Raw genomic sequence first — 12938 nt, forward strand, 5'->3', positions numbered from 1 at the left:
CATCACTGTCAAATTTTTGCCAAAAGATTTGCTTTGAGGGTTTTTTTGCCTTCTCCCTGCGGGATCTCAATGCCCTGGAATTTGGCGTAGTTTACTGCCACTCCATCGTCAAGATCAATTTTGATCCGCTGATTTGCTACGTGAGCAATAACTTGGTCATAAGCGAGGCATTCCCGAATCTGCTTCTGTATCTTTTCCTTTTTCTTGCGGGCAACTGCCTTTTCCCTTTCCGATACATCTGATTCAATCAGGATTTCGAGCCTTTTGACTTCTGCCTCATATTTCCTCTGAAGCGGATGCAGGTAGTCAGTCCTGATCCTGGCCACGGTATATTCGTCATACCTGTGCATGTATATAAGTGCCTTGAAGCCGTCTTCCTTGCCTGAATCAAAGAGCCAGTAAATAGGTCGCTTTTTATAGACCTGCACATGGTCTTTATAAAATTCCTTCAGGAAATATCTCCTGATGGCCTGCCTTGGGGTCTCAGAAGGCTTCCTCCCCAGAGTTTCGGCAATATAGTTGATATTTTCTTCCAGCTTTTCCTCGCCAAAAGTCACCTTAAGGAATTCTATAAACCTGCTCACAATATCATCATCGAAGTATTCATCATCAAGAATCGGAATGATATTATCCTCATCTGGCAAATAGGTCGCATCTACCCAGGTATCGGATATCACATTACCGTCCTCGTCTTTTTCGATCTTTCTAACCTTACCGTCACTCCACTTTTCCTTCCACTCGCCACCAGCATAGATAAGCCCCTCGACATCAATTGAGTACCTGCCGAACATGCAGCCGACAGCATAGGAAATAAAGGACTTGATGTCTCTAACCCTATCTGCTTTTCTGATGGTTACATCTTTTTCATCAACTTCTGGAGTAAGCTCATCCTGCAACCCGTATATTTCAATGAATATACGGTTCAGTTCCTCCTCGTTGGCTTTGAGCTTATAAAACTGCTGTTCAGCAAATTTAGCCCAGTTGTTGAAGGCTTCTTCTATAGTTTTGCTGCTGCCTTTATGGATAAGCAAAGGATGCTTTTTGAAATCCCAGGAGGTTTCGAAGGAGTCCCAGTCGGTACGGGAAATATATATGTTTTCTTCAACGAGAGAATCTATCTTAGCCTTTTCATCATCATTTGGTAATATAACAGGTAACGAAGCAACATTTCCTACTTGAAAGTTCAGAGTAGGGTTTAAAACCTTCATTAATAAAGTTGAAATCTTGGAGCATAAAAACCCTGTCAAAAATAAATGGTATTTTTCTGGCGGAAATACAGAAGAACCTCCGACATCAAAAATAAAGCCTCGGTCTGAATACCTGACCCCAAAATATGATGAACTTACAAATGACCAGGTTATTGACTTGCGAAAATAATAATCAATATTTCTTACTGTTGCAGGTTTAAAATTTTTTAATTCAAAACCATCGTTCTCCCAATTTATAACATATTCATTGTTACCATACCATTTTCTGTATTCTCCGCCTTTATTGTATGGAAACCACTTAAACCTGCTTTCAGCTGCTTTTTCCCTATTTGGATAATTAAATCCTATCCTATCAATTGCTACTTCATGCCACAATCTTAAAAATCTGCTATTGTCCGCCGTTGTTATTCCGAGTTTCGGCTCAGCAATTTCGCCTAATGGTCTACCTTTTTTAAAGCAATCAATAACCTTTTCACTCACCCAATACGCAATTGGCATGCCAGGAATTTTTTCAAAGTTATGAGGGCTCACTGAATATCTATAAGGAACATTTCGATTTTGGGCTGCTTCAAGAGTTTTTATTGGCTGCAACTCAGTTCCTCTAAAGTCTGATAGCCTTATGTATTCTCCTTTCGCAGGAATATAAGCGTTTCTAATAGTAAAAGTACAAATCGGAACAGTTGCCTCTTCAAAGCCTGAGTATTCCAATTGCACAAGAGAAGTAATAGATTTACTCTTGATTATAATTTCTCTTAATTTTTCATATGAAGAAATAAACATCCACACAAAAGGAGTCATATATCCTAAATGGCCATATTGCTTTGCATAGTTAAAATTTCTTACTATAAAAACTGAAAATAAATCATACTTTACATCTTTAAACTTCTCGGAAATATAATCTTTAAGGCTACTGTTTACCCCTTTGTTCCCCATATACGGCGGATTGGTGCACACCACATCATACTTCTGACTCATTATTCTTGCCTGTTTTACTAACGCTGGCATCTTTTCAAGTATCACATTCCTATACTGATACTCATATAAATCCCCTGTTTCATTCTTAAACTCTTCCAGTCTTTTCTCAATAGCATCAAAATCAACAGGCTCAACCTCAAGTATAGACCCATACTCTTTTGCATCATGGAAAACCTTAACCAGGTATTCCACATCCGCTTTAAGTTTTTCATCGGCACCCCTCAAAAAGAACTCTAATGCTTCTTTAGATATGCCATTGCTTTCCTGAATAGCACAGAGGTTTAGGTCAATATTTTCATCCTTTATCTGGTTAAATATCCTTCTGCTTTTGCTTCTTGCCTTCATCATCACCGCAAAGTAAGCAAGCTGAGCTGCCCTGTCGTCTATATCAAGCCCATAAAGGTTATTCTTTAATATAAGCTTTGGAATATCCCTTTCGGAATACCCAGCACTCTTGTAAATGTCAAACAGCACGTCAAAGGCATAGACCAAAATATGGCCGCTGCCCATACATGGATCAAGCACCTTGATATCCTCTGGCCTGATGTTTTTACTCTTTTCTCTTATCTCTGCAAGCTGTTTTTGTACTTCTGGCTCCTGCTCCGCTTCCTCCAAATAATACTTCCATTTGCTTTTCAGTTCTTCATCAGGGTGTCCCTCAAGCCACAGTCTGCCAAGAGAATTTTCAACCATGTATCTTACAATCCAGTCTGGGGTAAAAAGCTGGGTTGCAGCAGGAATATTTTCTTTGGTTATCTTTATATTCTTCTTCAAATCTGCGTACACTTTCTCCTTTTTTTCGGATATATAGTACTGGTACAGCCAACCGATAATCTCAACATCCCTGAAGTCCTCTTCCTTTATATCGCTTACAAGCCGTCGTATGACCGAACCCTCTGCAAGCATGTTGTTGGGCAGAAGCAGTTCCGTATAATCTTCAATCTTTTCAAAAAGAAAGGGAAGAATCTCATTGAGTTTGTTGCACTGCTTAATAAAAAGATACCTGAAAAGTCCTTCATCATCATGGTTATCAAGATACTGGTGCACTATATCAGGATCTTGGCCAAGATCAACATAAAGCGCATTGGTAATAATATCAGGCACCGCTTTGCCTTCTTCTATAGAAGAAAGCACCCTTACACCTGTTGGAAGGTAATCATTTACCTCCATAAACCTGATTGCAATTATGCGGTTGAACCAGGTATAGGCAACTTCCTCGATAACTTCCTGAAACCCTTTTTCCTTTATCCTGGCTATAAGTATTCCCCTCTGCTTAGCCTCATGTTTTCCCAGCAGCCTGCCGTTTACCTTAACTGCATCTGAGGATACATTTTCTGCCTTAGCAATTCCTTTCTCCGTTATGCCAATTTCAAAGGCTTTTTGAGTGATATCTTCTATAAGCTTTCTCCTTGCCCATACGGCAAAATTTTTAACAGCACTCTTATCCATATCCAACACCAATCCCTTATGAATAATTAAACAATCTTAATTATGGTATTTTCATCTAATTCACTTTCAAGCTTTGCTCTGATTTCGTCAAGAAGTTTTTCTATATCCTCTTTTGATTCGATATTTCTTATCCCGTGGAGGAGATGTGAAAGACTTATATTCACAATTTTTTTCTGCTTTGGCGGTTTTATTACCCCTTCAGGGGTTTCGGCAACAATTGATGCTCCTCCATGAGAATACTTTTGTTTTTCAACTTCATTAGCTATTTCTTCAAAATAGCGCTGCTTAAGCCTGTCGCTTTCTTCCTTCATGGCAATTACTTCATAAAAGTTGTTTGCATGATCTAATCTGTAAAGCAGGTCATCAAAACCTTTTCTGAATTTTTCATAATACTTATCTTTAAAATCATATGAAGACAACTCATCCAGGACTTTCTTTTTATCGCTTTCGACTACTTGTTTAATGGGCTTGGCTTCTTCCTCAAGCAGTTCAGCAAATCTTTTTGTGAACTTATCAATAAGATCTGGTAATCTGTAAATTTCACTGTAAGGCTCCTTGCTGTTTATAATCCTGGCAATCTGTTCATAGAGTTCTATAGCTGCCTTATCCAAGACATAAGTTTTGTTTTTTTCATATAACTCTACCATACGCATCCCTTTGTCGAAGATCTCTTTTTGCTTTCCTTCGGGATCAAAGAATTTCTTGACATCATGGGCATAATCCCCGTAATCAAGCAATTCTTCCTTCTTATTTTGTATTTCTTCAAAAAACTCCTTAGCATCCCTGATTTTCAGCAACGCTGTAAAGAGCTTTTTACCTTCCTCCAAAACATCTTTTCCTGGATATTTGGCATACTTGTAGTTCTGAAGCAGTTGGTCTATATGATTGCACTCATCTTGCATATACTCTTTGATCTTGCGCATCAATCCGTCTTCATCGTTGGGTAGCGCAGTTCTCCCAAAAACCTCTTTTACTATTTCTTTTGCGGTATTTATTAATACTGGCGATATTTTAATTCTCTTCTCTATAAGCAGCTTTTCGGCATAGTCACGTTTTGTAAGGTATTTCACAAGGTCTCTATCATTTATGTCCAGATATTCCCCGTTTAACTGAAGCTTGACCTCCTGTGCCTTAAATAATTTTGCAATCAGACCTTCGATGTCTTCCTCGTTCCAGCCGTAAGGAGCTTTTTGGAATACATTTATAACCGTTCTCATGGTTACAGGTATGTTTCTTGCTGTATTTCTTTCGATGTAGGAAGAAACTTCCTCAAGTGCCAGTTTGTTGGGGTCTTCAGCCAGTGACATCTGCACAGCTTCCTGTGTGAGAATGTTATTGATATCGCTGGGGGAATCTATAAATGCTTTTATATACCCCAGTTTGGTGTAAAGGGAATCAATGAGCACCCTTAAACCTTCATTTATCCTTTCAACGGGATCTTTCTCCCTTATGTCCAGCTTTTGGGCGTTTACGTATAGTTCTGCAGCTTTCAAAGCATCGATAATAAGGGATTTTACCCTTTCTTTCCTTTTGCTTGCTTCGTTTCTTTTTCTGTTTTTAATTTCTTCCATGGTCGGGGTTGAGGCAATACCACCGTTTTTCCTAAGATATGCCTCAATTTTCAATACTTCTTCCATTTCCTCAAGGAAGGTGGTATCTGGAGGCAGTTTCACAATAAGATTGTTTTCCCGCTGCGACATTTCTTTAAATTCAAGCTGGGTCATTTCGCTGCCTGAGTCGTAATATGGAGTGATTATTTTTACGCCAATCTCACTGCCCTGATTCCCTCTGAAAAATCTGTCGTCAACAATCTGGTTAAATGGGAAATGGTAGCGGGTAGAATATTTGAACTTTTTGTCTGGATAAATATCTTCGAAGATAATCTCCGAAACTTTTTGTATAATTTCAGCAGTATCTATCTGAATATTTTTGATCTCCCTGTTAATATCCTGTTCTTCATGGGTTAAGAAAATATACCAATCCCCATCCTTTTGAACAAGGTTCTCTTTTATCAGGCGTTTTAACGACTCTTCAATTTTCTTCTTAAGCGCAATCTTATCCTCATCGATGTGGCTAACCATCAGGGTAGCCAGGTTTTCAATATTAGGCGGAATCTCTTTTGTTAAATATTTGATCATAAAAAGGACCTTCAAAAGTTCCACATCAAAGTCGTTTAAGTTGCTGTTTTCCTGAGCGTGAATAATAACCGTTCTGATATTTGAATCAAGAAATGTTTCAATAGTGTCGTAAAAAGCCGAAAAGGGTATCAGCGTTCCTTCCTCGCAGTCAGCATAGCGTATAGCGGCCTCCTGGAAGGAACTGATCATGGAACGCTCACCTTCGGAAAGATGTTTTCCTGACGCCCCATGAATTCTTATTGAGGTAAACACCTGCTGCAATAGATTAAACTGGTAAGGGATAAAAGGATAAACTTCCGCAAAGTCATTGCTGTCCGTATAAAACTTTTTTTCTGGCGTATCGGCAGAGAAAGTTATGAGGTTTTTAAGGATAGAACTTTTATTTTCATACAGCAATTTTAAAGTATCGGTAGCAACTTGGGTTTTCTTCAGTAACCTCTTTTTGATTACTTCATCCACATTGGCGCTGGATAGGCTGATTCTGGTATTAAACCTACCCTGGATCTTGGAGAAATCGTTGCCTTTTACCCTCGTAATCGAATCGATATCTTCCTGGCTGGTAACAATAACCCATGCTTTCCCACCGCATTCGGTACCCAAATCTTCTACCAGTGTCTGAAGATTTAGCATAAGACCAGAATTATCTCCTATGTACTGGCCAATTTCATCAACACAAAATACTACGTGATGATTTCCCCCTTTACTCTCGATATATTCCCTGACTCTCTTTGCAAATTTATCAACGGTGAGAGTATAATTCTCTTCCGCTTTGTTATACCAATTACGTGCCGCCTGCTCGCTCATTTTGGTTGCAGAAGCAAGCGCTTTTACTATTGCGTCTTCTTCATAATAGAAGTCCTCTCTGGCTTCTTCCCATTTCCTCCCCGAAATTCTTTCAAATTCCTTTTTGAAATCCTCATAAGTCCCGTCTTTAGACATCTGTCTTTCAAGATCCGCAAGCCAGGGTATAGAACCGCAAAAACCTTGCATGTCATTAAAAACTCGATTAAATACTTTAACAATAGCGTCTTTTTGAGTTTTTGAATCAGCATCAGCTTTTGACTCGATATTAAAAAGTATAACATCCGCCGATATGTTTCCAGCCATTTCTATATCTGCAAGAACCATGGGATCATCTATTTTATCGCGAAAATATTCCACGGCCTTTTTCCCTTTAACTACTCTGTTTTCAAGCAAGTAAGAAAGGATTTTTAAAAAGTGGGATTTACCGCTGCCAAAAAAGCCTGATATCCATACTCCCATTTTGTCCGTATATCCGATAATCCCTTTTTTATACGCTTCAAAAAATTCACTGAAATATTTTTTTAGCTCTCTGGTTACCACATACTCTTCCAGTTCTTGATATGCATTTTCCTCATCTTCTTGACCAATTTTTATGACACCTTTGATATCCCTGTCAATTTTTTTGTAAAACATATCCCTAATTCGCATATCTTTACTCCCCTCGCTTCTCTTTTAATATCTCTCAATAAGTCTGAAAGCCCTATAATAGTTATCATCCTTGATTTCATCAAGCAGAACAAGTTCGACGCCGTCGTAAGTGCCTGGGAAAAACATAATAAGCGGCACATGTTCTATCACCGAATGAAGGTTGTTAAGGATAGTATGTGACCTGATAATGGGCCAGGCTTTTCCTACACCAGTCAAAAATATGATATCCTTATCCTCTACCCGTTCCCGAATGTATTGGACAATCAGGTCATTTTCGGTAGTTAATCTTAATGCTTTTTTAGTGGCATTAAATACATATTCGCTACCTTTAATAGCTTCCATCTCAATATTCTTGGTAAGGTAACCTTTGGCCTCAAGAATGTCAATCATTATTTCGTAAAGGTCAAATTCTTTGATTTTATACCCATTGATACCGTTCTTGAATTTTTCCTTCAAAAATTGGATATACTCACGGACAAGCAGTTCATATTTGGGTTCATAATCAAAGATATAGAACCCTATTTCGTTACCCAGACCTTTATTTTCAACAAATGATTTCTTCTGTATTGCTGGAATTAAGGCATCAAGCCTTTCATAGATTGTTTTCACTTTTTCCACCTCACCTTTGTTCAAAAAAGCATTAATTAAGCCCGAGGAATATATTCAAAATTGCTTTTTCGCCCTTCTCTTTCAAATGTTCGATAATTGAAGGATCAAGAACAGGCTTAATAATTTTTCTATTTCTTTTATTACTGATAAGCCCTGCTTCATAGAGTATCCTGATAAAAACTTGTTTTAGTTTGTAAAAGGTGTAATCATCCCAAGAAGCTACTTTCTTGCTCTGTTCCCTTTTTCTATCAAAAAAGATGTTAAAATCTTTGTCTTCAATAACATAGTCCTTCACTATCAATTTTTCTTTAAACACTTCATCCATAAATTCAAAGAAAAGCCTGTCGGTTTTCATAATGCTGTATAATACTATCAGTTTGCCTGTTTCTATATCCCCATGAACTAACTTGTGGAGCAAAACCTCATCCAGAACTTTTATCCTTTTTAAAACCATAGACGCAATTTCTTTTCTGCGAGTCTCTGTGTTTACCTGAAAAATGTTATCATAAAGCGCTTTTTCCTTTATTTCGTTATCTTTCAAACCCTGGAGGACAAGATTTGCAGCCTTTTTCATCTCCAGAAAAAGGAACGGCAATGTTTTAATAGTAGTCTTATATTCCATTTCTTCTATCATCTCAAACTCACTCTTTTCTATCATTCTTACTCTTATTATTTTAAGCATTGGTCAACATGCAATAATTTGTTATCCTACACTTTTTCGCCATTAACATCAGTTAAGTCGCTAACTATTTCCCCTTTATCGAGGGTGTAAAAATAGGTATAAACCATGTTGCGCAAAAGACGGCTAATTGTCACATTATGTTTTTTTGCCAGGTTTTCGATATAAGAAAGCTCAGCATCCGACACCTTGATGTTAATCATTTTCCCTTCCTTCGTGCGAAAGGTGTAATCCTCAAGCAACTCTTTGGGATGAAAGTTATAAAGTATATACATAATCATCTTCGCTCTCGTTGCAGCAATTTTGTTTTGTTCAGCATATTCTTTTAATCTTCGGTGCATCTGCGGTGTTACCACAGTCCAGATTTCATTTTTCTTTTTCACCAAGTCAACACCTCGCACACAGTCATCCAAGATAATAGTAAATTTTATAACAATCTTTATCAAGTTTTTTTTAGATTTTTCTTTCAAATTTATGCACAGTAAGAATCTGTTTAGCGGTACTTTTTGTGGTTCCTATTAGCTTGTGAAACAGTTAATAACTAAACCAATATCGCAAAAATTAATAGAATTACGCTTTAATATTAACCACGACGAATTATTTTGATTTATTCCAAGTATTCTATGTATTTCTTATAATAATAACGTTTTTTAGTGGTAAACATTAAATAACCTCCATGCATGTAACGTTTCTAAAATCGTATTTTTCTCAATTGGCTCTTCAACCTCTTCAGTCTTTTAATATGGGCCGATATGTATTAATACAAATTAATATAAATTAATACAAATCAATTCATATTAATTTGTATTAATGCGAATTATTTTTCCCTACAGGTATATTGTCTTTGACTCGATACCCTCGATGGCTGAAAGCTCTTTTTTAATAATAAGTTCCCGTCTCTTAATTCTTTGTTATCGGCAATGTAACGATATTATGTTTTTGGTCAAAGCGTTTTTAAAAATGTATTGCTTTTTGCTCAAGTTTTTATTAGAGTAATTTTTATATTTTTTTGTAAAAACCATTGATGTATTAGAATATAAATGCTAAATGCATGTGCCTTGAAATCCAAATCCGAAAGGGGCTGACATAAATAAATGATAAAATATGTCAGATTCATTTGCCCACCGCGCGGCATTTTTTGGATTTGCGTACGGCGAATTGACTTTTGGCGAGATGAAGTTGAAATAGCAGTCCCGAATGAAAACCAACAAATGGAAACGGTATACAAAAAAACATTCTTTGCACCATTTACTTCTTTGTTCACAGTTATAGGTGTAAGATTAGCTGAAGCCTTTGTAATATAAATATAGATTTCGATTCTAAAAACAAAAAGTTTATTAAAAACATTTATATCCTCAGCATTTCGAATTTAAAATCGTAACTTGTATTTTTAAAATCATAAATAAAAGCCTCTACATACGAATTGGATAGATGTAGAGGCTTTCTTATTAGTTTTGGCTAAACGGAAATGATAGATTTGATCTCTTTATCCCCAATCTATTGTTGCTTTCATTAATAGTGATAACCTCTCTCTGCAAAGTTGCTATAGTAAAATTCGTAAAGTTCTTCTGTGGAGTTAAATTCTGGTACCGTCCCCTCTACGAATGGCCTTACTTTGGTATTGTATTCCTCCAGGGTAAGGGCCTTGAATACTATCATCCCAAAATCCCTGATACCTTCTTCCAAAGTATTTTCTACCCGATGCCAAATAAAGCCGTCCTCTGTCTCTTTGACCAGCTTTCCAAAAAATTGATGTCCTCTACCAGTACTATGAAACCCAACCCAGTTATCATGAACCTCGACACAGATTGCAAGTTGCAACGGCGGATTTGGGCCAAATGAAGAGTCTTTTACTAAATAAAGAACTTTATCACTAATCACACTAAACACCCCTATACCCTGCAGGTTATCCCAATTATATTCCCTTTGCTTTTCTTCATTCACTATGAATTTTGATGGGCAATTTCTATTTATAACCTCACTTCTCTTGAGTAAAATTTGACTTTAATTACCCGTTTTAGGTAATATGGGAACGAATAATTACTTTAGTATAGCAAAGGAGTGTGATCAAGATGGAACAAAATGACTGTAGCATAAAAGATTTCAAGACACTTAAAGTCTGGCAAAAAGCAAGAGAATTGTCTCAAGATATCTATAAAGTTTCCGCTAATTTTCCTGGATTTGAGACCTATGCAGCAAAATCTCAAATCCTCCGAGCAGTAAACTCCATCGGCGCAAACATTGCCGAGGGAAATGGCCAGCTTTACAAGAAAAAACAAGTCAATTTTCTTAACAATGCGCTCGCCAGCGCATCGGAAACGCGACACTGGCTTGTTGTCGCATTAGATAATGGATATATTCTTTAAAAGATTATAATAAGCTTGAGCAAAAAACCACAGAAATCATCAAAATGCTTATCGGCTGCATTAAAAAGCTACAGGAAAAAACAGAAGATGAAGAAATCGCGTAATTCCGAGATTTTTGCCATTCCAATAACCTTACTCGCCCTTTGCGTATTGTTCAAATTAAATTATAAGTATGAATGTAAGTATTTTTCAATTTCGATTAAAACAAGTCGAAGTGGCAATAATTAAGCAGATACTGCTTAAGGATGTAGGGAATAGGTGTGCAAGTCTTTACTGGCGTAGCACTTATTCCCTTTTTCTTAATCAATTTTTAGCTGCTATTTTTTTGCCCTTTAATGTTATAATTATGGTGAATAATTCCAAAAGGAAGGATATATATGGAAACAGATAAAAAAAGTATTATACTTAATTTATACTGTGATGAAATAAAAGAATACCCTCTTAAAATACCTTTTATTAACACTTTTGAAAAATGGACATATATAGGAATGCTTATTGTACCAGAATTTATATCTGATAAGCTCTACAAAGATTTGATAAACTTACGATGTCTTTCACAACCACCTAAACCGTGGGGTAGTTGCTCAGAGCCTTGTCCTTACCACAATTTAAATAATACAGAAATCCATTATCAAAACACAGATGATTCAATAAAATATAAGATAGCTTCCAATTGGGTAAAGTATTGGCTTGATGACAGGGAAAATATCTACTTTTACATACTCGGTATTAACCTTACAAAATTAGATCTGGATAAATTCGGCCCCAAAAATCAAAAAGATAAACACTCAACTATTTACAATAGATTTTTTAGAACTGCACTAAAAAAGGCTTTGAAAACTTATTTTAGAGATTATGATAGCATAATCGTCAAAAATATTTTTCATGATAAAGGCAATGCTGAATACCATGAATATTTCCCATGGCACTCTATTTATAAGTTACAATCCGAAGAAGATAAAATTTATTTTGCCAACAACCATATAAAATTCATTAATTCCGACCACCGCAAACCCGACGGAGATCCTGTACATTCACAGTTTATCCAATTTATTGATATAATTCTTGGATGTTTTGCAAATAGTCTTCATTTAAATGCGACGAGTAAAAATAAATATTCTCTAACAGTTAGTGCTTTTCCTATTATAAGGCGAATTATAAAAAACCCTAATAACCCTAACAGCAGATATAACTACTATAAAAGACAAATGGTACAGTTTTTCCCCAAGGAAGATTTAAAAGGTATGGATGAACAAAGCCTTGAATACAGATATAAAAAGTTAAATCAATTCTATACTAATAGAGAGTTACCAATAGAAAGAAAAATAAACGGACAATTATCCATATTTGATTTATAAAATATTACTCTTAATAAACAAAATCATTTTTCTTTACATTAAGAAAGCAATAAATTACTTATTATAGGCTAAAATCTCCCATATAAAAATTATTATACAATACAAAATTCTTCTCTTATCTCATCTATTAATATGGCTTTCCCTGCAACATAAAATTTTATAAATATTCTATGCTCCTCATCAACAATCACACCTTTAGACCCATCAGTAATCTTATTTATGTAGTCAACTGATTTATTAATAATATTTTTCACCCATTGTTTTATAGTCTGTTCATCTGAAAACCCGCTTTCTCTCAAGCAGTCCTCGGCAAAAATTATTTTTCTTGGCAATTATAATCCCTCCTTACAACAACTTAACTGAATATATCAAAGACTCATTATCCTTGTAAAGATATCGTTAAAGCTTTTTTTAGTTATTTGGAAAAACTTTTTTCCCTTTTCGGAACGACTTTTTTACTCACGGAAAAACTTCCACCATAAACAAATTTTTTTCTTGATCCTTATCCCTTTTTTCCTTGCCACTAACTATGTTAATTTTAAAAAAAACCCTTTCCATTTCCAATCCCTCAAACCCGCATAAAATCTACATGTCATTTTCTTGGAGGTAATAAAGTTTTTCCGTAATTAAGCTATATTTCTACTAAAATTTCCCAATGTATGCTCTACTTTGTGCGAAAAAAGTCTTTCTACATGAGGCAGGTT

9 protein-coding genes are annotated in these 12938 nt (G+C 36.0%); 2 read left to right on the forward strand and 7 right to left on the reverse strand.

Annotation, left to right across the window (positions count from 1 at the left end; all coding sequences use genetic code 11):
* Positions 1–8: 8 nt before the first annotated feature.
* The 6 genes from pglX to CHY_RS12255 all read right to left on the reverse strand — a co-directional run bounded on the left by pglX (position 9) and on the right by CHY_RS12255 (position 10391).
* Positions 9–3632 (reverse strand): BREX-1 system adenine-specific DNA-methyltransferase PglX, encoded by a 3624-nt coding sequence (pglX, locus tag CHY_RS12230; protein WP_011345516.1) that lies wholly within the window; start codon positions 3630–3632, stop codon positions 9–11.
* Positions 3633–3658: 26 nt separating this feature from the next.
* Positions 3659–7222 carry a BREX system P-loop protein BrxC gene (gene brxC / locus CHY_RS12235; RefSeq protein ID WP_011345517.1) on the reverse strand — a complete coding sequence of 1188 codons (3564 nt, stop codon included), beginning with the start codon at positions 7220–7222 and terminating at the stop codon, positions 3659–3661.
* A gap of 24 nt (positions 7223–7246) precedes the next feature.
* Positions 7247–7831, reverse strand: a complete 585-nt coding sequence (locus CHY_RS12240; protein WP_011345518.1) for a DUF1788 domain-containing protein — start codon at positions 7829–7831, stop codon at positions 7247–7249.
* A 31-nt stretch (positions 7832–7862) separates the two neighbouring features.
* Positions 7863–8465, reverse strand: coding sequence for a DUF1819 family protein (locus CHY_RS12245; protein ID WP_011345519.1), 603 nt, complete (start codon positions 8463–8465; stop codon positions 7863–7865).
* 74 nt (positions 8466–8539) lie between these two features.
* Positions 8540–8893, reverse strand: a complete 354-nt coding sequence (locus CHY_RS12250) for a hypothetical protein (RefSeq protein ID WP_011345520.1) — start codon at positions 8891–8893, stop codon at positions 8540–8542.
* Positions 8894–10022: 1129 nt separating this feature from the next.
* Positions 10023–10391: a hypothetical protein gene (locus tag CHY_RS12255; RefSeq protein ID WP_011345522.1), complete on the reverse strand. Its 369-nt coding sequence runs from the start codon at positions 10389–10391 to the stop codon at positions 10023–10025.
* 191 nt (positions 10392–10582) lie between these two features.
* Here CHY_RS12255 and CHY_RS12260 point away from each other — a divergent pair, with 191 nt between their 5' ends.
* Both CHY_RS12260 and CHY_RS12265 read left to right on the forward strand, forming a co-directional pair.
* The gene (locus CHY_RS12260) at positions 10583–10876 is read left to right on the forward strand and encodes a four helix bundle protein (protein ID WP_226986713.1); all 294 of its coding nucleotides are present in this window, start codon (positions 10583–10585) and stop codon (positions 10874–10876) included.
* Positions 10877–11253: 377 nt separating this feature from the next.
* Complete coding sequence (locus tag CHY_RS12265; RefSeq protein ID WP_011345523.1) at positions 11254–12234, forward strand: hypothetical protein; 981 nt, start codon at positions 11254–11256, stop codon at positions 12232–12234.
* 92 nt (positions 12235–12326) lie between these two features.
* On the opposite strand, the gene CHY_RS12270 is transcribed toward CHY_RS12265, so the two are convergent.
* Positions 12327–12566: a hypothetical protein gene (locus tag CHY_RS12270; RefSeq protein ID WP_011345524.1), complete on the reverse strand. Its 240-nt coding sequence runs from the start codon at positions 12564–12566 to the stop codon at positions 12327–12329.
* Positions 12567–12938 lie beyond the last annotated feature (372 nt).

Origin of the sequence: Carboxydothermus hydrogenoformans Z-2901, assembly GCF_000012865.1 — a bacterium.
Taxonomy (GTDB): domain Bacteria; phylum Bacillota; class Z-2901; order Carboxydothermales; family Carboxydothermaceae; genus Carboxydothermus; species Carboxydothermus hydrogenoformans.